General features: G+C 41.7%; 25 protein-coding genes. 11 read left to right on the forward strand and 14 right to left on the reverse strand.

Going from position 1 to position 22,893, the window contains the following annotated elements; translation table 11 throughout:
• Positions 1 to 6: 6 nt before the first annotated feature.
• From L1068_RS09610 to L1068_RS09620, 3 genes are all read right to left on the reverse strand, one after another.
• A complete protein-coding gene (locus tag L1068_RS09610) occupies positions 7 to 939 on the reverse strand; it encodes a DUF58 domain-containing protein (RefSeq protein ID WP_237130071.1) in 933 nt (310 codons plus the stop codon).
• Between the two features lie 7 nt (positions 940 to 946).
• On the reverse strand, positions 947 to 1,903 hold the full coding sequence (locus L1068_RS09615; RefSeq protein WP_237130072.1) for an AAA family ATPase: 957 nt from the start codon (positions 1,901 to 1,903) through the stop codon (positions 947 to 949).
• Between the two features lie 247 nt (positions 1,904 to 2,150).
• Positions 2,151 to 2,354 (reverse strand): hypothetical protein, encoded by a 204-nt coding sequence (locus L1068_RS09620; protein WP_010560689.1) that lies wholly within the window; start codon positions 2,352 to 2,354, stop codon positions 2,151 to 2,153.
• Positions 2,355 to 2,641: 287 nt separating this feature from the next.
• Between L1068_RS09620 and fadI the strand changes: the two genes are divergently transcribed.
• From fadI to L1068_RS09635, 3 genes are all read left to right on the forward strand, one after another.
• Positions 2,642 to 3,952, forward strand: coding sequence for an acetyl-CoA C-acyltransferase FadI (fadI, locus tag L1068_RS09625; protein WP_100912945.1), 1,311 nt, complete (start codon positions 2,642 to 2,644; stop codon positions 3,950 to 3,952).
• 1 nt (position 3,953) lies between these two features.
• The gene (gene fadJ, locus L1068_RS09630) at positions 3,954 to 6,086 is read left to right on the forward strand and encodes a fatty acid oxidation complex subunit alpha FadJ (protein WP_237130073.1); all 2,133 of its coding nucleotides are present in this window, start codon (positions 3,954 to 3,956) and stop codon (positions 6,084 to 6,086) included.
• A gap of 122 nt (positions 6,087 to 6,208) precedes the next feature.
• A complete protein-coding gene (locus L1068_RS09635) occupies positions 6,209 to 6,409 on the forward strand; it encodes a hypothetical protein (protein ID WP_237130074.1) in 201 nt (66 codons plus the stop codon).
• Between the two features lie 18 nt (positions 6,410 to 6,427).
• Here L1068_RS09635 and L1068_RS09640 read toward each other — a convergent pair whose 3' ends face one another.
• A complete protein-coding gene (locus L1068_RS09640) occupies positions 6,428 to 8,677 on the reverse strand; it encodes an EAL domain-containing protein (protein ID WP_237130075.1) in 2,250 nt (749 codons plus the stop codon).
• Positions 8,678 to 8,723: 46 nt separating this feature from the next.
• The gene (locus L1068_RS09645; RefSeq protein WP_237130076.1) at positions 8,724 to 11,459 is read right to left on the reverse strand and encodes an insulinase family protein; all 2,736 of its coding nucleotides are present in this window, start codon (positions 11,457 to 11,459) and stop codon (positions 8,724 to 8,726) included.
• A 199-nt stretch (positions 11,460 to 11,658) separates the two neighbouring features.
• Between L1068_RS09645 and sixA the strand changes: the two genes are divergently transcribed.
• A complete protein-coding gene (sixA, locus tag L1068_RS09650; RefSeq protein ID WP_237130077.1) occupies positions 11,659 to 12,144 on the forward strand; it encodes a phosphohistidine phosphatase SixA in 486 nt (161 codons plus the stop codon).
• A gap of 46 nt (positions 12,145 to 12,190) precedes the next feature.
• Here the strand turns inward: sixA and smrB are convergent, their stop codons facing one another.
• Entirely contained in the window at positions 12,191 to 12,730 is a 540-nt protein-coding gene (gene smrB, locus L1068_RS09655; RefSeq protein ID WP_237130078.1) for an endonuclease SmrB, read from the reverse strand.
• A gap of 93 nt (positions 12,731 to 12,823) precedes the next feature.
• Between smrB and prmB the strand changes: the two genes are divergently transcribed.
• The 5 genes from prmB (at position 12,824) to L1068_RS09680 (ending at position 16,962) form a co-directional block, all read left to right on the forward strand.
• Entirely contained in the window at positions 12,824 to 13,756 is a 933-nt protein-coding gene (gene prmB / locus L1068_RS09660; protein ID WP_010560681.1) for a 50S ribosomal protein L3 N(5)-glutamine methyltransferase, read from the forward strand.
• 77 nt (positions 13,757 to 13,833) lie between these two features.
• A complete protein-coding gene (aroC, locus tag L1068_RS09665) occupies positions 13,834 to 14,934 on the forward strand; it encodes a chorismate synthase (protein ID WP_237130079.1) in 1,101 nt (366 codons plus the stop codon).
• 86 nt (positions 14,935 to 15,020) lie between these two features.
• Positions 15,021 to 15,575, forward strand: coding sequence for an elongation factor P hydroxylase (locus L1068_RS09670; protein ID WP_237130080.1), 555 nt, complete (start codon positions 15,021 to 15,023; stop codon positions 15,573 to 15,575).
• Positions 15,559 to 16,686: an ATP-NAD kinase family protein gene (locus L1068_RS09675; protein WP_237130081.1), complete on the forward strand. Its 1,128-nt coding sequence runs from the start codon at positions 15,559 to 15,561 to the stop codon at positions 16,684 to 16,686. Before L1068_RS09670 ends, L1068_RS09675 begins: the two co-directional genes overlap by 17 nt.
• The gene (locus tag L1068_RS09680; protein ID WP_237130082.1) at positions 16,687 to 16,962 is read left to right on the forward strand and encodes a YfcL family protein; all 276 of its coding nucleotides are present in this window, start codon (positions 16,687 to 16,689) and stop codon (positions 16,960 to 16,962) included.
• 78 nt (positions 16,963 to 17,040) lie between these two features.
• On the opposite strand, the gene L1068_RS09685 is transcribed toward L1068_RS09680, so the two are convergent.
• The 3 genes from L1068_RS09685 to L1068_RS09695 form a co-directional block, all read right to left on the reverse strand.
• Entirely contained in the window at positions 17,041 to 17,307 is a 267-nt protein-coding gene (locus tag L1068_RS09685) for a GrxA family glutaredoxin (RefSeq protein WP_010560676.1), read from the reverse strand.
• Positions 17,308 to 17,434: 127 nt separating this feature from the next.
• On the reverse strand, positions 17,435 to 17,713 hold the full coding sequence (ppiC, locus tag L1068_RS09690) for a peptidylprolyl isomerase PpiC (protein WP_237130083.1): 279 nt from the start codon (positions 17,711 to 17,713) through the stop codon (positions 17,435 to 17,437).
• Positions 17,714 to 17,770: 57 nt separating this feature from the next.
• Positions 17,771 to 18,262 carry a TlpA disulfide reductase family protein gene (locus tag L1068_RS09695; RefSeq protein ID WP_237130084.1) on the reverse strand — a complete coding sequence of 164 codons (492 nt, stop codon included), beginning with the start codon at positions 18,260 to 18,262 and terminating at the stop codon, positions 17,771 to 17,773.
• A 219-nt stretch (positions 18,263 to 18,481) separates the two neighbouring features.
• Between L1068_RS09695 and L1068_RS09700 the strand changes: the two genes are divergently transcribed.
• Positions 18,482 to 18,931 (forward strand): Hsp20 family protein, encoded by a 450-nt coding sequence (locus tag L1068_RS09700; protein WP_237130085.1) that lies wholly within the window; start codon positions 18,482 to 18,484, stop codon positions 18,929 to 18,931.
• A 69-nt stretch (positions 18,932 to 19,000) separates the two neighbouring features.
• Here L1068_RS09700 and L1068_RS09705 read toward each other — a convergent pair whose 3' ends face one another.
• Genes L1068_RS09705 through L1068_RS09720 form a run of 4 tightly spaced genes read right to left on the reverse strand, consistent with a single transcriptional unit; the run spans position 19,001 to position 22,083 of the window.
• Positions 19,001 to 19,933 (reverse strand): biotin-dependent carboxyltransferase family protein, encoded by a 933-nt coding sequence (locus tag L1068_RS09705; RefSeq protein ID WP_237130086.1) that lies wholly within the window; start codon positions 19,931 to 19,933, stop codon positions 19,001 to 19,003.
• The gene (gene pxpB / locus L1068_RS09710; RefSeq protein WP_237130087.1) at positions 19,926 to 20,618 is read right to left on the reverse strand and encodes a 5-oxoprolinase subunit PxpB; all 693 of its coding nucleotides are present in this window, start codon (positions 20,616 to 20,618) and stop codon (positions 19,926 to 19,928) included. Before pxpB ends, L1068_RS09705 begins: the two co-directional genes overlap by 8 nt.
• The gene (locus L1068_RS09715) at positions 20,611 to 21,345 is read right to left on the reverse strand and encodes a 5-oxoprolinase subunit PxpA (RefSeq protein WP_237130088.1); all 735 of its coding nucleotides are present in this window, start codon (positions 21,343 to 21,345) and stop codon (positions 20,611 to 20,613) included. Before L1068_RS09715 ends, pxpB begins: the two co-directional genes overlap by 8 nt.
• Before the next feature lie 3 nt (positions 21,346 to 21,348).
• Complete coding sequence (locus L1068_RS09720) at positions 21,349 to 22,083, reverse strand: RNA methyltransferase (protein ID WP_237130089.1); 735 nt, start codon at positions 22,081 to 22,083, stop codon at positions 21,349 to 21,351.
• A 163-nt stretch (positions 22,084 to 22,246) separates the two neighbouring features.
• Here L1068_RS09720 and L1068_RS09725 point away from each other — a divergent pair, with 163 nt between their 5' ends.
• Positions 22,247 to 22,567 carry a helix-hairpin-helix domain-containing protein gene (locus L1068_RS09725; protein ID WP_237130090.1) on the forward strand — a complete coding sequence of 107 codons (321 nt, stop codon included), beginning with the start codon at positions 22,247 to 22,249 and terminating at the stop codon, positions 22,565 to 22,567.
• Positions 22,568 to 22,590: 23 nt separating this feature from the next.
• Here the strand turns inward: L1068_RS09725 and L1068_RS09730 are convergent, their stop codons facing one another.
• Positions 22,591 to 22,893 carry a DUF6170 family protein gene (locus tag L1068_RS09730; protein WP_237130091.1) on the reverse strand — a complete coding sequence of 101 codons (303 nt, stop codon included), beginning with the start codon at positions 22,891 to 22,893 and terminating at the stop codon, positions 22,591 to 22,593.

Raw genomic sequence — 22,893 nt, forward strand, 5'->3', positions numbered from 1 at the left:
AAATCATTATCCCTTTAATTGTTCGGTGATTGATTGCGCTGCACTAAAAGGCATCAGCGCTAACCCTGATTTATGTAATAGCTGATAAAGCGTATTTTGCTGGGCATTGGCTTTTGCCGCGTAGCTTTCGCGAAATTTAGCATTAGCAAGCGGCAAACTTGCTTGGCGATTACCTGATTTTAGTGAAAGTTGCTCGCCAACATTCGGCAGCGCGCGCTCCATAGGATCAAAAATAGGGCAGGCAATTAACTCGCAGTGACGGGTTAATAACAGTAATTGCTTTGCCATATCTTCACTTAAATGATGAAAATCCGAAATGAGGTATACCAAGGAGCCTGGTTTTGCTAAGTGTACTAAACGATTTAATTGATCATTTAGTGTTTGCGATTCGCCGTCGAGTTTACTGCTTAACGCCGCGTGGTGGGCAAGCTGCAAATTATGAAACAGCTTTAATGCAGCGCTTTGGCGTGAGGCGGGCTTTAGCTCCCAATGGGCATTATGATTAAACACTAACCCGCCAACGCGATCGCCGCGCTGAATGGCACTCCATGCAATCAGTGCACTTAAATGAGCGGCTTGTACAGATTTTAAAAGCAGCTGTGAGCCAAAGATCATGCTGTCACTAAAATCGGTCAAAATAAAAACGGGGCGTTCTTTTTCTTCCTGAAATAGCTTGGTATGGGCGATTCCGGTACGAGCGGTAACACGCCAGTCGATGGCACGTACATCATCACCCGGTTGATAATGTCGAACTTCGGCAAATTCCATACCTCGGCCTTTATGTGGCGCAAGATATTGACCCGCATTGTGGTGCTTCACTTTGCGTTTTGGCGTTAGCTCAAGCAAGGTGGTTTTGTTGTGATACGCCATCAACTCATTGAGCGAGAGCTCCACACCATTACTTTGCAGTTCGGCGAGTTGTGCTGTTTGTGTATTCATAATGGGTTTAAGGTGCCACCACGCGCGCGATTATTTCGGCTAGTACATCATCTTTGCTTACGCCATCAGCTTGCGCTTCGTAAGATAAAATAATGCGGTGACGTAGCACGTTAGCAAATACACTTTGAATATCTTCAGGTGCGACAAAATCACGACCAGCGAGCCATGCATGCGCTCGGGCACAGCGATCAAGCGCAATTGTAGCGCGCGGACTTGCGCCGTATTCTATCCAGCGGCCTAATTCTGGGCTTAACTTTTCAGCTTGGCGTGTTGCGATTATTAGCTGCACAAGATAGCGTTCAAGTGGTTCTGATAGATGTAATGAAAGCACTTTTTTGCGCGATTCAAACAAGGTTTGTTGCGAAATTTGTGGTGCTTTAACTTGTTCTTCTGACAGCGCCTCACCGCGTGTTAGGCGTAATATGTCTAGCTCGTTTTGTGCGTCTGGGTAATCAATACTAAGGTGCAATAAAAAACGGTCAAGCTGCGCTTCTGGAAGCGGGTAGGTCCCTTCTTGCTCTAGCGGGTTTTGCGTTGCCATAACAAGAAATAGCTCTGGCAGTGGGTAAGTTTTTTTACCTACCGTGATTTGTCTTTCTGCCATGGCCTCTAATAAGGCTGACTGAACTTTTGCTGGCGCACGGTTAATTTCATCAGCAAGTACAAGGTTATGAAACAACGGTCCTGCTTCAAACACAAATTCGCTGGTTTGCTGGCGATAAATATCGGTTCCTGTGATATCTGCTGGCAATAAATCAGGGGTAAATTGTACGCGTTGGAAATTGCCTTCAACACCTTTTGCCAACGCATTTACTGCGCGGGTTTTAGCAAGGCCTGGAGGGCCTTCAACAAGTAAGTGCCCATCAGCAAGTAATGCTAGTAAAAGTGCTTGAGTAAGTTCTGGTTGGCCAATGATTTGGCTGTCTAAATAATTTTGTAGCTGAACAAACGCTGATACCGCCATGTTAGTCGCTATCCTTATTGTTTTAATTGGCTTAAATAGTTCTTAACCGCTAGATTATACTTAAGCTGTTAGTTAAGCCAAGGGCTTACGTTAATAAATGTATCGGGAAAAATTAGGTGTGTTGATCTTCGCATTTGTTTTATGAGGCAAGAACAACAGAGGCTAAGATGGTGGCAGTAATAAAAAGTTCAAAAAAAGCTGCATGGGAAATGCAGCTTTGCAGTGATAATGTCAACACATGTGCGCATTAGGCGCTTTCGTTGCTGTTTTGTTCGCTTTGCATTTTGCGGTATTTTAAACCGTCGATAACCAGTTCCAGAATGGGACGTTTTTCACCATTGTACCAATTATTAGCGGTACGCTTGCTAAGTGCACCTTGGGTTTGTTCTGAAATCGTGTTAGCGGTCCATTGCGTGCCTAGCTCCAGTTTTATGTATTGAGTTAGCTTCATAGCGCTCTCCATCTAACGTGTTTGTAATGTGGAAATTGTTACTTTTATTTCGGTGAAAAAACAGGGAGCCTCCGTAATCCTTTGTTTTAATTTGTGATTAAATGTTATTCAATGAATGTTGGGATTAAAGGCATAGCTGGCAGAAGACTTTTACCACGATCACACTAAAGGGAAGTCGGCAAGAGTGGTTGACAAAAACTTACGTTTTGCTATTGGCAAACAAAGATACCTTGTTTAGAATCAATAAACTTGATAACAGGTCAGACCTGTAACCAGAGGAACAACCTATGTCTGAACAAAATATACTAAAAACAACAAAAGGCGACCGAATTGCCGTTGTCAGCGGATTGAGAACTCCATTTGCAAAACAAGCTACTTACTTCCACCACGTACCTGCATTAGATATGGGTAAAATGGTTGTAAATGAAATGCTTGAACGCATGAATCTTGATAAAAATGAAATCGATCAGCTGGTTTTTGGACAGGTTGTTCAAATGCCAGAAGCGCCAAATATTGCGCGTGAAATCGTACTGGGTACTGGCATGCCAGTATCGGTAGATGCGTATTCTGTATCACGTGCATGTGCGACTAGTTTCCAAGCAGTTGCTAACGTAGCCGAATCAATTATTGCCGGTTCTGTTAATGTGGGTATTGCCGGCGGCGCGGATTCATCGTCTGTTTTACCTATCGGTGTAAGCAAAAAATTAGCAGGTAGCCTTGTTGATTTAAATAAAGCGCGTACTTTTGGTCAGCGTTTTAAAATTCTTTCTAAATTACGCTTTAAAGATTTACTGCCAGTACCACCTGCGGTAGCTGAATACTCAACGGGCCTTTCAATGGGTCAAACCGCAGAGCAAATGGCAAAAACTCATAACATTAGCCGAGCTGATCAAGATGCAATGGCGCATCGTTCACACTCGCTTGCGGCAAAAGCCTGGAATGATGGTTTACTAAGCAACGAAGTAATGACTGCACATGTGCCGCCTTACAAAGGTTTCTTAGATCGCGATAACAACATCCGTGAGAATTCAAACGTAGAAAGTTACGCGAAACTGCGTCCAGTATTTGACCGCCAACACGGTTCAGTTACAGCTGCAAACGCAACGCCACTGACTGATGGTGCGGCAGCTGTGTTAATGATGAGCGAATCAAAAGCAAAAGCACTTGGTTACCCAATTTTAGGTTATATTCGTAGCTTCGCGTTTAGCGCAATTGATGTACATGAAGATATGTTAATGGGTCCTGCACACTCAACGCCAATGGCGCTTGATAGAGCGGGTATCACGTTACAAGATCTTGATTTAATTGAAATGCACGAAGCATTCGCAGCACAAGCACTTGCTAACATGAAGATGTTTGGCTGTGATAAATTTGCCCAAGAGAAGTTAGGCCGTTCTAAGGCGATTGGCGAAATCGATATGGATAAGTTTAATGTAAACGGTGGTTCACTTGCTTATGGTCACCCATTTGCAGCAACGGGCGCACGTTTAATTACACAAAGTTTAAATGAACTAAATCGTCGTGGCGGTGGCCTTGCATTAACAACAGCATGTGCTGCAGGTGGTTTAGGTGCGGCATTCGTTTTAGAGGGAGCATAGTATGACAGCTGAACAAGCGAACTCAGTATTTGATTTTAAGGTTAATGATGACAACATTGCGATTGTCACCATTGACGTAGCAGGGGAAAAAATGAATACCCTGCGCGACAGCTTTGTTGATGACCTTAATGCGGTTATTAAACAAGGTGTTGAGCAAAATATTAAAGGCATGGTATTCATCAGCGGCAAGCCGGATAACTTTATCGCAGGCGCCGATATTAAAATGCTGGATAACGCTAAAACTCGCGATGACGCGCTGTATTTATCACAAACGTGTCACAGCGTATTTGCTGATTTAGTAAAACTGCCTTTCCCAACGGTTGCAGCAATGAATGGTGCAACCTTAGGTGGTGGTTTAGAGTTTGCACTGGCGTGCGATTATCGTGTTGCCAGTGATGCCAGCAATACCAAGTTAGGTCTGCCTGAAGTACAGTTAGGCTTATTGCCTGGCGGTGGCGGTACACAACGTTTACCTAAGCTGGTAGGGATTCAAAAAGCACTTGAATGGACACTAACAGGTAAACAAGTGCGTCCTAAACAAGCTAAAAAAGCAGGCCTTGTTGATGATGTAGTACCTAATAGTGTACTACTTGATGTGGCGCTTAAATTTGCTGTTAAAGGCAAGCGTAAGAGTATTAAGCCTAAGCTTGGTAAAGTGTCTCAACTACTCGAGTCGAACCCATTTGGTCGTAATATTATCTTCAAAAAAGCAACTGAAAATGTTGAGAAGAAAACAGGCGGTCACTATCCAGCGCCATTTGCCATAATTAAAGCAATTCGTGCTGCTGCTGAAATGGCACCAGCTAAAGGCTATGAAATTGAAGCGCAAGGCTTTGCTGATTTGGTAATAAGCAAAGAGTCAAAAGCATTACGCGGTATTTTCTTCGCTACCACTGAAATGAAAAAAGAGTGGAATGAGCAATCACAGCCAACAGAAAATGTAGCTGTGTTAGGCGGTGGTTTAATGGGCGCGGGCATTGCACATGTGAGCGCATGTAAAGCCGGTGCCCGTGTGCGTGTGAAAGACATTGCACAAAAAGGCATTTCTGGTGCACTAAACTACAGCTTTAAAATTCTAAACAAAAAGCAAAAACGCCGTATTTTATCTAAAGCTGAATTGCAGCTTCAAATGGCACGCATTACGGGTGGCACTGATTACGCTGGTTTTGAAAATACCGATATCGCTATTGAAGCGGTATTTGAAGATTTAAAACTAAAGCAAAGCATGGTTGCAGATATCGAAGAAAATTGTAATGAAAATACAATTTTCGCATCGAATACATCGTCGTTACCAATTGGTCAAATTGCTGAAAATGCAGCGCGTCCTGAAAACGTAATTGGTCTTCACTATTTCTCACCGGTGGAAAAAATGCCTCTGGTAGAAATTATTCCTCATGAGAAAACGGCGAAAGAGACTATTGCACGCGTTGTAAACTTTGCACGCAAGCAAGGTAAAACACCGATTGTTGTAAAAGACAAAGCGGGTTTTTATGTAAACCGTATTTTAGCGCCTTACGTTAACGAAGCGGCAAACTTATTACTTGCTGGTGAGCCAATTGAAAAGATTGACGAAGCCTTAGTAGAGTTTGGTTTCCCAGTTGGCCCAATGACACTACTTGATGAAGTAGGCATTGATATTGGCTCTAAAATCGCCCCAATTCTTGAAAAAGAGCTGGGTGAGCGTTTTAAAGCGCCAGATGCTTTCTCACGCTTAATTGATGCAGGTCGCTTAGGTCGTAAAAGTGGCCGAGGCTTTTTTGTTTACGATAAGAAAGATAAAAAAGTCGATGAGTCTGTTTATGAATTGCTTGGCGTTAGTAAAAACCCACGCTTGAATAAAGAAGAAATTGCAGAGCGTTGTGTTGCGCAAATGCTAAACGAAGCGGCACGCTGTTTGGATGAAGGCATTATTGCAAGTGCACGCGATGGTGACATCGGTGCGATATTCGGTATTGGTTTCCCACCGTTCCTAGGCGGTCCATTTAGTTACATGGATTCGTTAGGTGCTGGGCATTTAGCATCGCGCTTAGCAACATTTGCAGAATACAATAAGCATTTTACACCGTGCGAGCCATTAATCGCGATGGCAGAAGCTAAAGAAGCGTTTTATACAGAGCAGGCAAGCGCAAGTTAAGGTTTATTGTTCAGTAAACGTTTAGTATAGATTTCACCCTGAAAGCTCAATTAATCATCGATTTTTTGAGCTTTTTTTTGTAATATAGCGCCCCGATTTTATGTTGTGCTTGGTGAGAAGCGATGCTTTGGTATTTATTCGCGTTATTAATTATTAATGGTTATATGAGCGCTATTGTGGCGGGTCGCTTTGGACTAGTTGGCAAGCGCTGGGCGATCGCAGGGTTATTAACTGGGCCTGCGGTTTATAGTGTAATTAATGTTAAACAGCGAATGTTACTAAGAAAGTCGTTAGGCTTTGTTTTTACACGTATTAGCGCATAAATCAAAGTGCCTAGTACGTTATTGCACTAGGCTGAGCTTTACTTCTTGTTCTAAATCTCTTGGCGGCAAGTGAGCTTCTTTACAGCGAGCTAATAGAAACTGTTCAAACTGCTCATGTGAGAGCGGTTTCGAGAAAAAATAGCCTTGAACTGTCGCGCAGTTTAGTTCTTTTAATTGTTCCACTTGATCTTCGTACTCAACACCTTCAGCTACCACAGACAAGCCAAGGTTGTGGGCTATGGTGACGATTGAATCGACCATATTCTTACCTTTTTCATTGCCCATGTCGTCAATAAAGGCTTTATCGACTTTTAATGTGTTTAACGGAAATTGTTTAAGATAAGCGAGAGATGAATAACCCGTGCCAAAATCGTCGATTGCTAAATGAATGCCGCGAGCACTTAGCGTATTCATAATGCGAATAGCATCTTTTGGATCTTCCATGATAGTGCCTTCGGTGATTTCGAGTTCTAAGTAGTAAGACGCGAGTCCTTCGCGTTTTAGTATTTTATCAATACTGCCAATGAGATCTGGCTGCATAAACTGTTTTGCAGAAAGGTTCACTGCCACACGACCATCAAATAAGCCGCGGTTAATCCAGTCTTTTACATCACGACAGGCTTTTTCTAGCACCACTTCACCTACTTCAACAATTTGGCCTGTTTCTTCAGCGATTGGAATAAATTGGGCTGGGCTTATTAAGCCCTTATTCGGTGTAATAAAACGCACTAGCGCTTCCATGCCGACAAGCTCGCCGCTGTTAATGTCCATTTTAGGTTGGTAGAACACTTTAAAGTGGTCTTCTTTTAAGCCATAACGAATTAAGTTTTCGATTTGTAGACGCTTAACCGCTTGGCGGTTCATGGCATCGTTAAAGAATAAGTAACGATTACCATGTTGTTTTGCATGGTACATTGCTGTATCTGCGTTTTTAAGCAGTAGCTCAGGTGTATTACCATCTTCAGGGAAGAGCACAATGCCCACACTGGAGGTGATCACAAGCTCGTGCCCAGACATATGGAATGGCGCTTCAATCAGCGCTAAAAAGCTTTTGGCAGCTTGTGTAATGGTATGAATATCATTGGTATTTTGCATTACAAGCGCAAATTCATCACCGCCTAGGCGATAGAACTGGTCGCGCTCACGAGTGCGTTTGGATAGACGCGATGCTAAACGGCACAATAAAATATCACCTGCGTGGTGGCCTAAACTATCGTTAATTTTTTTAAAGTTGTCTAAATCAAATACTAATAATGCATGGCGGTTTTTGCTACCGACAAGGGATTTCATACTACTAAAGAACTGATTACGGTTTGGTAGGCCGGTTAAGCGATCGCGATTGGTCAGTTTTTGCAGTGCCAATTCAGTTTGCTTGTTGTCGGTTACATCGTTGTAAACCGCAATGTAGTGGCGCAGATTGCTTTTTTTATTATCAATGCGATCAATAGAAAGTGAGAAAAACGTGCTTTGCTTGTCTTTGCTAAATGTAAGTTCTTTATGCCAGTGCGATTTTTTTTGTATTGCTTTGTAAAGCTGGTTTGTTTTTGTTTTGTCGTAACCTGGAAGTCGGTAAGGGGTGCCAATGTAATTTGCAGTAGTGCCGCCAAAATAGCTTAAGTAGGCCTGATTTACTTCGACAATATTAAAATTCGCATCGAAAATAACAATAGGATCAGAGAGGTTTTCAATACAGTTTGCCAGCAAATTTAAACGCTCTTGGGTTTGTTTTACCGAGCCAATGTCTTTAACCGTGCCCATCATTCTAAGTGGTTTTATGTCTGCATCCGTTTCAATTACGCGGCCTTTATCGAGTACCCAACGCCAATCGCCATTAGCATCTTTCGCACGGTAACTCGCTTCGAAATGCGAAACTTCTCCTGACAGGTGCTTTTTAAGAATTTGTTCAACGTGCGGTAGATCAGATGGATGGATATTTGATTTATTAGGTGGTAAATCGGGAGTGTGGTCAATGGCATTAAATAAGCCGTCATTAATGCGCTCCAAACGATGCTCACTAATGTGCCAATCCCAAACAGCATCGCCACTTGCTAATATACTGTTTTTAAATCGATGTTCTGAACGTTTTAAGGCAAGTTGTGAGCGTCGCAGGCGCAAAACAGCAACTAGCGCTATCAGCAAACTCAATGTTGCGAGCGCAAGTGGGATCACCAGCTTGGAGTCTAGCAGCGTGGGTTGGTGTGCATCGCTTGAAAAAGCAGTAAACAAACCAGTAAACCCAGCAATTATTTTTATTATTTTATTGGGCATTGGCTTAACGCATTGTATTTAACCCCCTTACACTAAGGGATTGTCTTTATGGTGTCAAAGCTTGTTTAACCGATTCTGAATTAGTTGCTTGTTTTGCGGCCTTTTCTTTGGTTTTTAGCTCAAGACGTGTACTGTTTTCACTAAACAAACGTTTGCTATAACTTACTAATTGCGCCTTACTTAATTGCAATAGCGCAGTTTTTAACTGGTATTGCATATTAAATTGGCCATCACCATTGCCGATTGCAAGCCAAAATCGCTGTGATTTAAGGCGTAGGTTTTTATCTTTTTCAACAATTTGCATCATTAATGCTTGTTTAGCTTGTTGCCAATCTTCATCGCTCATGGCGTTAATTTGTAGATGGTAATTGGCTAAAAAGTGATTGCTATGTTGGGCTAAAATATCGGACGCGATTTCTGGCGACTGAATATAAAATGCGATACCAGCGCGGTTGTTTAAAGGCGCAAAGCCTGAGCCAACTAAATAGCCAAGCTGTTTTTCGGTACGCATATCGTGGAAGTAGCCTTGGCTGATTAAATGGTTTAGTGCCATTAACCTGATTTTTTCGCTGATTGAATCAGAGCTTGCTTGAAAGTAACTTACCAGCGCGTTGTCTGGGTGAGGCACATCGTGGGTTTGCTCTTGTTGGTTATCTAACGTTACGATAGGGCGGTTTAAATCAGCAATAGTGGTGCGCGTTTTTAGTTTTTCTCTGATTAGTGCCACACAATCGTCGGCTTCTAATGGTGTCCAGTTGCCATGCATTAAAATTTGACAGTGCAGGGCTTCAAATAACTGACTACAAAATGCGTTAAACTCACAGAAACTGATTTGTTCAATCGCTTCGGCGAGTTTTAACGGCGTTGGATTCCACGGTAGCAAAGTAGCGCTTAGTTCTGAGAATAAAAGACTAACCGGTTTACTTTGGTTGCCATTTTGCCAATGACGAACAAGCTGACGTTGGTATTCATAAAAGCGAATTGAGTCGAATTTACAGCTCAATAATTCATTTAAAATTTCACCGATTAATTCAATTTGATTACCGCTTAACCCCCAAGTGTGCAGCGTTAATCCACCTTGGTGAGCTGAAAGTTGATAATTGATACCCGCTAATTCTGCCGGATAAAATTGCTCAGCGACTTTATCCATAAAAAGGTCAGCAAACAGGCGTGTCATCGCCATGTTCTTAACGTTTTTCACCGTAATTTCACTATCTAACGCCAAGTAAAAATGACCTTTGGCGACTCTAAAGGTGGAATCTTGTTTATACCAAAATTCGAACGTGTCGCTTGAAACGCGTTTTTCCGGTGTTTTATGTTTGTGCTCTATCGGATGCAGTACAACCGGCTTTGTTAAATAAGGGTTGCTAGTTGGCAGTATTAATTCAACGGCATTCGCATCTACTTTTTCCAGTGAGTCTAACCAAGGTTGCGATATTTTGTTGATGCTATAAGGCGTACCATACCACTTTGCGTTGGCATCGGTTGGCACACCTGGGTGAATATGAATAAGGCGCATATTATTGGCATTTAGCAGCGTGAACACATTGTCAAACTGCGTGCGATTAAAGCCTGTCATTATGTAATCGCCATAAATTAAGTGTTCATCTGGATAGTGATGCATATTCACACTTAAACTATTAACCCAATCTAGTACGCGGGATTTCTCTTGATTATTAAAGGCGATGTCCATCAGCACTTTTTTATCTTGGTAAAGACGCTCTAATAACGGGGTTTCGGCTTTGGCAATCAGCCGCAGGTAACAAAACAGGTATTCCACAATGGCGGTTTTATGTTTTTCGCCTTCGTCGGTCAGTGCAATACTAATGTTAAAATCTTTAAAGTTACTGCCATTAATACCACCACCGGCACTGAGCCCGTTAATCCATCCCGCTTTTTTTAATACCGAATAAAGTGAGCCTACGCCTTCGTAGCCGATTAGGTGAGCGATAAAGCTTACTGTTTTTTCACGGTAAAAATTATCAATACTGGGCAGCGCAAACGATACAATGAGCTTTTGCATATGTTTGTGTGGCTCAATATAAATCGATTGGCACATGTTTTCAGGCAGATAAAGTGGTGCTTCAATATCGGGTTTCTTACGTTCAGGGTTGCCACTAAGGCAATTAAATAGTTGCGCTATTTTCACCTTCATGAGTTCGCAAGGCGTATTGCTTGAAATCACTAAGGTCATGTTTTGTGCTTGGTAGTGTTTTAAAAAGAAAGCGCGGATCTCTTCGCTAATGCATTCGTTTTTATTAATTAAGGTTTGATGGTTGCCGACCGAAAATTTAGCAAATGGGTGCGCACTGTTACATGTTTCTTTATGTACTTGGTAAATGCGACGTGAATCATCCTTCAGCTTTAATTTAAACTCTGCATCAATGGCATTGCGCTCTTTCTCGCATGCAGACGGTAAAATAAGCGGTGCATGAAAAATATCAGCAAACTGACTAAGCGCTTGTAAAAAATGTTCGTTTAGGACTTCAAAAAAGTAACTCGAATGCTCTGTGCCTGTCCACGCGTTACAATTACCGCCATGATGCGATAAAAATTGTGAAAAAGAGCCGGGCTCAGGGTATTTTTCTGAACCTAAAAATAGCATGTGTTCTAAGAAGTGTGCTAAACCTTGACGGCTGATAGGGTCGTCGAAATGTCCGCAATTTACGGTAAGTGACGCCGCTGATTTATCGCTGGCAGCGTCTTCAATCACTAAGATTTTTAGACCATTGTCCAGTTTTAGGGACTGATAAATTCTGCTATCATTGCTGCTGGTTATCAAGGTTTGCTCCGTATCTAATAAAGAAAAGAATAATCGCTTATCAACACGATTGAAGTGGATCTGGAAGCAACACAGCTAAACTAAAAACTACCTGAGTTTTTATTGCTTTAAAGCTAATATAGCGGACATATCATAGATTTGGCTAGAGCAAAGTCGTTATTTTTTGTAGTTTTACGGTTTTGCTTTAATGAGCATTGTTATGAAAAAAATTTTTATTATGCGTCATGGTCAAGCACAGTCTTTGACGGTAAATGACCAAAACAGAATGCTAACGGATATAGGTCGACTTGAAGTTGCCGCAATGGCGAGTAAATTACAGCAAGATTGTAAAATAGATGCTGTTGTAACAAGTACTTATCTTCGTGCTTTGCACACAGCCGAAATTGTTACGGCAAAGCAAGAAAGCATTCGTTATCAAGACAGTTTTGACGACTTTATTCCAAGTGGCGATGCTGAAAACGCTGCAGAACTGATTAAAGCAATGATCAGTTACAAACCTAATCTAAATAACTGGATTTTGGTCGCTCATATGCCAATTGTGAGTTATATCGTTGAGCAATTTTGTCCTGATAATATGCCCATTTTTGCAACAGCGGCGGTCGCTGAAATTCACTATAATGAAGAATCAGGTTTGGCTGAGTTAGTGGCAATGCATTTGCCGGATGTTGATGTAAAAGCTTCTTAAAACAAAAAATGACTCAATGGAGTCATTTTTTATTAGCTGAAAAACATTAGCGGAAAAACGGATCTTCCGGAATATCCACCAAAATAAGTAACGCGCCACGGCCACCATATTCAAGCGGCGCCTGATGAATAGCCAGCACATCAGGATGTTGCACTAAGTAATGCGGCACTTTGTGTTTTAATACACGTTCACCCACACCCGTCACGATACATGCGCAGCGTAAATGACGCTTTTTACACGCACTGATAAGGCTTGCTAACTCCAGCTTCGCCGTCTCTTTATTCATGCCGTGCATATCTAAAATTAGTTCAGGTGCAAAGTCACCGCGGCGCAATTGTTTGGCTAAATAGCTATCTGCACCGGGTTTAACAAAGTTAACAGTACCCGATGTGTCTATGTCTGGAATATATTCATCCGAGAAATAAAACTCAGCATCGAGCTGTTTTACCTTAGTGTTGGTAGTTTGCTCCGGTGCTTTTTGCGCTTTTTTAAAATGAACCGTGTCTTGGCTTATTTTCTTTGAGCCAGACATTTCACTGCGAAAAAGGGCAATGTCATCATCGGAAAGTGAGTGATCTTTTTTCATGGCGCGATTGTATCCAAAAATATGTAAAAAACCTAGAGTATTGCGCCTTTAAACCGTTACAATAGTGCTTTTAAACACTAGTGAAACTTGATTATGGAACAGGCATTTTTAGATTCGGCAATGCAAACAGAAGCCGTTACAGAGCTTAATACAATTAATGATTGGTTACGTTGGACGACCAGTCAGTTTGCGGCGTCAGGTATTTTCTTTGGTCACGGTTCAGACAACCCGTGGGATGAAGCAGTACAGTTAATTATGCCAGCATTAAGTTTGCCGATTGATGCGCCAAAAGAGCTTGCAACCAGCAAACTAACTACGTCTGAAAAAGAAACGCTGGTGGCGTTAATTGCAGCGCGCATTAATGAACGTGTGCCCGTTGCTTACTTAACCAATCAAGCTTATTTCGCAGGCCTACCATTTTATGTTGATGAGCGCGTATTAGTGCCGCGTTCACCGTTTGCTGAGCTTATCAATAAAAAGTTTGATACTTGGCTCGACCCAGAACAAGAAGTTACCCGAATTCTAGATATGTGTACTGGCTCGGCATGTATTGCGATTGCACTGGCACAAGCATTTGAAAATGCCGAAGTCGATGCGGTTGATATTTCGTTCGATGCATTAGAAGTAGCGGATATTAATATCTCAAATTACCAGTTAAACCATCGTGTTTTCCCAATTCAATCGGATGTATTTTCGGGTGTACCGGGTCAAAAATACGATTTAATTGTGGCAAATCCTCCGTATGTTGATGCTGAAGACATGGGCGATTTGCCTGATGAATTTCACCACGAGCCGGAGCTTGGCCTTGCTTCAGGTGAAGACGGCCTTGATGTTACGCGCACATTATTAAATGAAGCGGCAGAGCATCTAACTGATAACGGTTGGTTATTTGTTGAAGTGGGTAATTCTATGGTACATATGGAAGCGCTTTATCCTGGCGTGCCATTTGAGTGGATTGAATTTAAACACGGTGGTTTAGGCGTGTTTGCAATTAATAAGCAAGACTTAATTGCACACTTAGGGTAATTACTAAGTATAACAACGCAGTTTGGCGGCACTGTATCTACCAACGCTGCCATTTGGGAATGAGGAAATGAGACGTTATGGCCGGAAATAGTATTGGTCAATTATTTAAGGTGAGTACCTTTGGTGAAAGCCATGGTATTGCACTGGGTGGGGTGGTCGATGGCTGTCCGCCGGGGTTAGAAATTAGTGAAGCTGACTTACAAATCGATTTAGACAGACGTAAGCCTGGCCAAAGTCGTTACACTACGCAGCGCCGCGAAGAAGATGCCGTTAAAATCTTATCGGGTATTTTTGAAGGTAAAACGACGGGCACCAGCATTGGTTTGCTTATCGAAAATGGCGATCAGCGTTCAAAAGATTATTCAAAAATTGCTGATGTGTATCGTCCAGGTCACGGTGATTATACCTATTGGCATAAATACGGTATTCGCGATTATCGTGGTGGCGGTCGTTCGTCAGCACGCGAAACAGCCATTCGTGTTGCTGCAGGCGCAATTGCTAAAAAGTATTTAAAACAATTTCATGGTGTTGAAATTAATGCGTGTTTATCGCAACTTGGGCCAATTAAAGCAGAACAATTTGATTGGTCTGTGGTTGAAGAAAACCCATTCTTTTTTCCTGATAGCACTAAGCTAGATGCGCTTGATGAATATATGCGCGTACTGAAAAAAGAAGGTGATTCTATTGGTGCCAAAGTTACTGTGATTGCGAAAAATGTACCAGTGGGTTTAGGTGAGCCAGTGTTTGATCGTTTAGATGCTGAAATTGCCCATTCACTTATGAGTATTAACGCGGTAAAAGGCGTTGAAATTGGTGATGGCTTTGAAGTGATTGAGCAAAAAGGATCAGAGCATCGCGACACCATCACTCCTGAAGGTTTTACTTCAAATCACGCAGGTGGTGTACTTGCGGGTATTTCAACCGGACAAGATATTGTCGCATCTATTGCGCTTAAACCAACATCGAGCATTACAGTGCCAGGTAAAAGCATTAATACGCAAAATGAAGCCGTAGAGATGATCACCAAAGGGCGTCATGATCCGTGTGTGGGCATTCGTGCAATTCCAATTGCCGAGGCCATGTTGGCAATCACCTTGATGGACCACTTATTGCGTCATCAGGGTCAAAATAAGCATGTCAATGTGCAGCCTGGCCCAATTCTAGGGCAAGCGGAATAATTACCGTCGATATTTAAAAAAGGGGCTATTTCAGCCCCTTTTTATTTTTGCTAAAATGCCAGCAATTTTTTGCTGTACCTATTGTTATGCATCGTTATCAAGATTTAATTACCATCTTTAATGGCTGTTTTGAACGCACCCTAAACACACGTTTAGTGAAAGGCGATGGCGAGCCGATTTATCTGCCTGCAGATGACAATACAGCATTTCATCGCATTGAATTTGCCCATGGTTATTATGCCAGTGGCCTGCATGAAGTAGCGCATTGGTTAGTGGCAGGTGACGCTAGACGCTTATTAGAAGATTACGGTTACTGGTATTGCCCAGATGGTCGTGATGAAGCTCAGCAAGCTGAATTTGAAAAAGTGGAAGTGCATCCACAAGCCATTGAATGGGCACTCAGTGTAGCCGCTGGCTTTAATTTTAATGTATCAGCAGATAACTTAAACGGTGCGCAAACATGTCGCTTTGCATTTCAGCGTAAGGTTTACAAAAAGGTATGTGAGTTACTTTATAGCGGGTTTAATAAGCGCACGGAAACCTTAATCAAGGCGTTATGCGATTTTTATCACACACCATACCCGTTAACACGCGCACAATTTACTTGGCAGGATGAATTAATCAATGATGAAGCAGTTTAAACTAGGCCTTATTATCAACCCTGTTGCTGGTTTAGGTGGCAGTGTTGGCCTAAAAGGCAGTGATAATGTCACTGAACAGGCGCTTGCCCTTGGTGCAGAGCCAAAATCGCACAAACGCACGCAAGCGGCACTTGAAGTACTTTTACCGTATAAAGAACAGATTCAAATATTCACCCCAAGTGGCAAAATGGGGCAAACCCTTGCTGAAGAAATGGGTTTTGCTACTCAGGTTGTGTTTACGGTTGGTGAGAACACATCGCCTGCTGATACAGAATTAACGGTTAAAAGCTTAATTGAACAAGGCGTTGATTTAATTTTATTTGCTGGTGGTGATGGTACAGCGCGCAATGTGTGTAGTGCGGTTAGCGATAATACAACCGTACTCGGTATCCCCGCAGGTTGTAAAATTCATTCTGGCGTTTATGCGATTACCCCAAAAGCAGCAGGGCGCGTTGTTGAAATGCTGATAAACGGCGAGCTGGTTACACTTTCAGATGCGGATGTAATGGATATTGATGAATCTGCATTTCGCGAGGGTGTTGTAAAAGCCAAGCGTTATGGCGAAATGCAGGTGCCAAGTGAATTACGCTATGTGCAAGCAGTTAAAAGCGGCGGCAAAGAAACGGATGAGTTAGTACTTGCTGACTTATCGGCCTATGTTGTGTCAGAAATGGAAGATGACGAATATTATGTAATGGGCTCGGGCTCTACCGTTGCTGCAATTATGGATGAAATGGGGCTTGAAAACACCTTACTCGGTGTTGATGTTGTGCTCGACCAAGACGTTATTGCCGCAGATTGTACCGCACATCAGCTAATTAATTTAACCAAGGACAAGCCAACAAAAATTGTGATCACCTTAATTGGTGGGCAAGGTCATATTTTTGGCCGTGGTAATCAGCAGCTTAGCCCTGAACTTATTCGCCAAGTAGGCAAAGAAAATATTATTGTGGTTGCAACTAAAAGTAAACTGCAAGCGCTGAATGGCCGTCCGCTTATTTGTGACACAGGCGACAGCGTGTTAGATGACGAACTATCAGGTTTTATAAAAGTGGTAACTGGATACAACGATCATGTGATGTATGCAGTGGGCCTTGAAGAGGAAAAATAAATGCAATTTTTAGCGTATGTTGATAAGGCCAATGAGTACTTTGACAAACTAATTGAAACAGCGACCGATGATGAGCTGTTTGCAAGTGGTTACTTACGTGGGCACTTTGATTTGCAAGTAGGGTACACGCAAGTTGAAGGTGATGATTTAAGCTGCGAAGAGTTAAACGAAAAAATCGAAAAATCACTGGTTAAAGCGTATCGCAATGGCGAACTAACCGATGAAGACCGTGATCATGTAGTTGCAATTTGGGAAAAAGTAAAAGAACTTGTTTAAGTATTTAGTGTTTTCTCAAAATCAAAAAAAGCAGCTAATGGCTGCTTTTTTACTTTTTAAACATATTAGTGTTGATAATTACTCTGCGTATAAGCCTAAGTGCTCTTTTGCGTATGCTTCAAAATCGGTAAAGCCGCCAATGTGTTTTTGATCTAAGAAGATTTGAGGTACTGTTTCACATGGCTTGCCAGCTGATTTTTCTAAATCCGCTTTAGATACGCCTTCTTTAATAATATCTACGTAACGGAATTTAAAATCATCACGTTCTTGAGTTAAACGCTCTGCTAATTCTTTTGCACGAACACAGAATGGGCAGCCATCACGGCCAAAAATTACTGTAAACATTATTCTTTCCTCTTTAAATTTAATGAACCCATTGTGTCAGCGAAAGATGAGTTTGTGAAATTGATTAACTCAATCGCATCATTCGCAAATAACGATGGATGGTTTTAAATAAACTATTTCTAGAGAATTAAGTACGGTAAACCGTTTTAATTAAGTGATAACCAAATTTGGTTTTTACAGGACCATGCACTTCAAATAATGGCTTTTTGAAAACCACATCATCAAATGCTTTTACCATATCGCCTTTATTAAATTCACCCAAGTCACCACCGCGTTTGCGCGACGGGCACGTTGAATGTTGTTTAGCAAGCTTGTTAAAGTCAGCTCCTTTTTTAAGCTTTTCTTTTAGTTCTAAACAGAGTTTTTCATTATTAACTAAGATGTGATACGCGCATGCTTTAGGCATTGGATTCTCGAATGCAAATTAAGATACGCGTATTTTAATGGCTAGTTGCTATTTTGTCTAAAAGCTGCGAGCTCTTAGGCCTAATTCTGTGGAATAACCCATCGACTTGGCAATAATTTTTAAATCTTCTGAAATCACATAATAAGTGGGAAACGCAGAAATTTTATAATTACTCGCGGTGTGATTATCGGCTAATAACACCGGCATGCTAAGTGATAATTCGTCTACAAACGCTTCAACTTGTTGTTTGCTCTCATAGTCAGCGGCAATTGCTATGGCATTGATACTGCCGTTTTTAGCCAGTTTATCGAGGTTTGGCATGCTGAGTTTGCATACGGTGCACCAAGGGGCAAAAAAATAAACCACCGTTTGTTGGTTTTGTAACGATTTAATGGATACTCGTTCGCCAGTTTCTAGTGTCTCTAAACTAAAATAAGGCGCAGGTAGGTCGTTACTCAGTAAGTTTCTCTGCTGAAAAGTAGTAATTACGAAAAAAATCACAGAAAAAAATAAAATATTTGAAATTATGCTTTTTATCTTTAATTTCATAGGGTTGAATTGTTCTCTAAAGATGAAGTCTAGGTAGTTAATTAAAAAAATTTAAATTAATACCTTGAAAAAGAATTTAGCCACCACATATCTAGTTATGAAGACGCCATAAGGGTTTTCTACTCAGGTAACAATTTGAATTGCCTGACTTTATTTAAGACTTGTCCGCTTTAGGAGAGTCGTTTTTAAGACAATTATCGCTTTATGAGGATATATACTATGCGTAATTTAGATCTATCTCCACTTTATCGTTCGTTCATCGGTTTTGATCATTTAGCTCAAATGATGGATAACGCGAGCCGCAATACCAAACAATCGAATTTTCCGCCGTACAATATTGAGCTTTTAGGTGAAAATGACTATCAAATCACCATGGCTGTTGCAGGCTTTTTAGAATCTGAGTTAACCATTGAAACAGAGAAAAACACGCTAAAAGTATCGGGCGTGAAAGCTGAAAAAGAGTCGCAAGCTGAGCGTAAATTTATTCACCAAGGTATTGCTGAGCGAAACTTTGAGCACAAATTCCAGTTAGGTGATCATGTTAAAGTTGTTGGCGCAAATTTAGAAAACGGTTTATTGAACATTACTTTGCTTCGTGAAATTCCAGAAGCGCATAAGCCACGTAAAATTGCCATTAACTCACCGCAAGAGTTACTTGAAGAAGCATAAACTTTAAAACAGATTTCCCAACCACAAAAAGCGCCGTAAGGCGCTTTTTTAGTTTTATACCAATTCCTTTTAGGATTGGTTTAAAGCGTCGAGCGCGCGCTGTAATTTTAATTGGGCGAGGTGATTAAGGTTTTGCGCTTTTTCAATACTAATCGCATTAAACGCCACTTCATCACCTGCGCGCTTTTGTAATAAGTTTGCGCAATCTAATGCGGTGACTGAACCGAGTTTCGGATAGCCGCCAATGGTTTGGCGATCATTTAAAAGTACGATGGGTTGACCATCGGCGGGTACTTGTATGGCACCTAGGTTAATACCCTCAGAAAAGCGTGCACCGACTGGGCTTTCTAACGCTGCGCCTTGTAAACGATAACCCATGCGGTCACTTTGCCCAGTTACGGTATAACTTGAACTTAGCAAGCGGTTTAAATCAGCCGCTGAAAATTCATGATGTTGCAGCGCAAGCACCATATTAAGCGGTGTGTTTTGGCAATAATTAGGTATTAAGTTAGCAGGTAACCTCTTTCGCTTTGTAAAACGAGGTGCTTGCTGTTTTATTAGTGAGTTAGCTTCAATTTTGCAGCCAAGTCCTTCACGCATGACGGTACTAACACTTGTAAAGTGTGACTGTGCTTTGACACCACCCGAAATTGCAAGCGTGTGCCTTAAACCAGTGTGGGGCGTTGCAATTTCAATTAAATCACCCCGTGTTACTTGAATACTTTGCCAAAGCGCGTGGCTTTTATTGTTAATTGTAAACCCGACGTTTGGCCCTGTGAGTGCAATCGTTATTGGTGCTAGTACTTCGGCGCGAAAGCCGCCTAGCGTTAATTCAAGTGCTGGGCTATTAATTGGATTGGCGACAAGGGCATTGGCAACTTTAAAGGCATACGGATCGTGACAGCCACCTGTGGTTAGGCCTAAATGGTTTTGTCCAAATCGCCCTAAATCTTGCACGCAGCAATAGAGCCCCGGGTTTATCACTTTGAGTACGCTAGTCAATGTGGCCTCCTAAGCGAATAAATTCGTTTCGCTCAATCGGTATAAACTTCACGCTATCGCCAATATTAAAAGGCAAAGGTGGGGCATTCGCTGCATCAAAAAGTGATAGAGGGCAGTTACCAATAAGATTCCAACCACCGGGTGAAGCAGCTGGATAAACCGCCGTTTGCCTATCCGCGATGGCGATTGAACCCTTGGCGACTTTTTTACGAGGAGTCGCAAGGCGAGGAGTGGCAAGTATTGGGTTTACTTCACCTAAAAAAGCAAAACCGGGGGCAAAGCCAATAGCAAACACACTGTAAATTTGTTCGCTATGGTATTTGATAATATCAGTTACAGTCAGTTTTTTTGCTTTTGCCATGGCGTTTAGATCAGCACCCACTTCGCTATGGTAATAGGCGGGTAACTCGATTTGTTTTACTGAAAATGCAGTATCGTTTAGCTGGGTTAGTACGCTTTTAATTTTTTGCTTTATTGAGAAGTGATCAATAGTCAGGCTTTGATAAGTAACTAACGCACTGGTGTAGGAAATGGTCACATCAACAATTAATTCACCTAGTGAGGCCTTTAAAGCGTGTGAAAAGGCAGCGATTTTTTGCGTTTGCTCGCTTGAAAGAATATCACTAAAGTAAACTATTACGGCATTTTCGCTCGCATCAAAAATGCGATAGCTAGGGTTACTCATTGCTACCAATAATCTGTTTGATTTTTGCTATTTGAGCAACTGCACTAGGGTTATCACCGTGAACACATAACGAGTCACATTGCAGTGTTAACTTACTGCCATCACGGGTGGTGATCGTACCAAATTGCTTTAACTCACTCACTTGCTCAAGTAACTTGGTTTCATTGTGCACAGAACCTTCAAGATTACGTGATACCAGCGAACCATCTGAGTTGTATTGTCTATCAGCGAAGACTTCAAAGAGTAACTCAACACCAGCGTGTTGAGCAATATGGATGGTTTGACTGTTATCGACTTTGCTTAGCACCATTAGCTTTAACTCACTGGGATAACTTGCGATTGCCTTTGTAATGGTGGTAAGTAACTCAGAGTTTGACATCATATCGTTATAAAGAGCGCCATGCGGCTTTACATAGCTAAGGCTAAGGCCTTGAACTTTTGCCATACCCTCAAGCGTTGCGATTTGATAGTGCAATAAATTGGTAAGCTCGACATTTGAAAGTTGCATGCTGCGCCTGCCGAAGCCTTGCCTGTCTGGATAACTTGGATGAGCACCTATCTCTACACTATGAAGCTTGGCTAAGCTCAAGGTCTGTGCCATTACATCTGGATCACTTGCGTGAAAGCCACAAGCAATGTTAGCCATATCAATTACTGCCATGGCTTGTTCATCACAACCTAGCGAGTACTGACCAAAACTTTCCCCTAAATCGCAATTGAGCTTCATGGTTTATCCTTGGCAGCGTTTAATGTTATCGAGAATAATGCCGCTAGCCATAGCAACGTTGAGTGATTCAGCCTGACCAAACGCAGGAATGGTTACTTTTTTGCTAATCGCACTGGCAATATGTTCGCGAATGCCATGTGATTCGCTGCCCATCACTAAGATTAAATCGCTTTCAAACTGGGTTGCGTGAATGTTTTCACCACCCAAGTAGGCGCCGTAAACAGGGCGAGTTTGCTTACTAAAATAGTCAGTTAATTCAGTTTGAATAATGTTGACGCGGGTAAAGCTGCCCATCGTCGCGCTGATTACTTTTGGGTTGTACGGGTCTGCACAGTCGGGGCTTAAAATCAGTTCATTAATGCCATACCAGTCGGCTACGCGAATAATGGTGCCTAAATTGCCTGGGTCGGCAATGCCATCAAGTACAATGGAAATACCTTGGCTATTTGGCTCACTTTGTTTTGGCGTTTCAACAATCGCAATGGCGGCATTATTACTAACTAGGGTACTTGCCTTTGCAAGCTCTTCTTCTTCACAAGTGATAATGTTAAGGCCAGTTAATTGTGATGCGTGCTTTTCGCAAAAAATTTGGGTTGCAAAAAGCTGTTCAATAACTAAATTGCTATTGAGTAATTCGAGTACGTTTTTTTCACCTTGCACTAAAAATAAATTTTGTAACTTACGTTGCTTTTTTTGAGATAACGCACGTAATTGTTTTAGCTGGTTTTTAGAGATCATAATGTACCCTTCTTAATTCTTCCAAAATTATATCACTCATCGCTTTAGGCGGAAGGGTTTTGACAATAAGAATTTTTGGCCTATACCTAAAAGTGTAAGGCAAACGCTTTATATCTCTCACAAACGTTCAAATGGTTTGAACCTCAACGCAAAGGAGCGCGTAATGAAATTACTTTCACTGCCAGTACTTGGCGCATTCTTATTAGGTATTACTTCAATCACTTTTTCTGTGAACGCAGAGTCACAAGCGACAAAGCCGACAAAGAGCAACGTTGAAGAAGTTGTTAAAGTAGAGCTCGTAAATGTAAACACTGCGAATGCAGAAGAGTTGGCAACCTTGCCTGGCATTGGCGAATCACGAGCACTCAGAATTATCAACTATCGTGAGCAGAATGGAAAAATAAAATCCTTTGAAGAATTGAATGACATTAAGGGGTTTGGTGAAAGGTCAATCGCCAAGCTAAAAGGCAGAGTAACGTTTTAAATAAAAAAGGGGCGATTGCCCCTTTATTTATTGTTGTTTTCGAACTCAGCTCGCGTCTCTTTAAGCAGCGGCTTAATAAACATTAGTGTAAGTGGTGTAGTAATAAGTGGATAGCACAAACCCACTATTAGTAAGTATAAAAGCAGCCACCAAGATTCGATATTTGCTAACAGTAAAAATATCGGTGTTAAACACGCAATTTTTACTACATTGAGTGTTATCTTTTTACTGGCTGGCAAGTTCGCAACGGCTAAGTGAATAACTTCTTGTCGTTGTCGAACTGATAAACCATCTAATTCAGGAATGTTTTTTGTTGAGAAATACAT

Source organism: Pseudoalteromonas sp. MMG024, assembly GCF_021654175.1.
Lineage (GTDB): Bacteria > Pseudomonadota > Gammaproteobacteria > Enterobacterales > Alteromonadaceae > Pseudoalteromonas.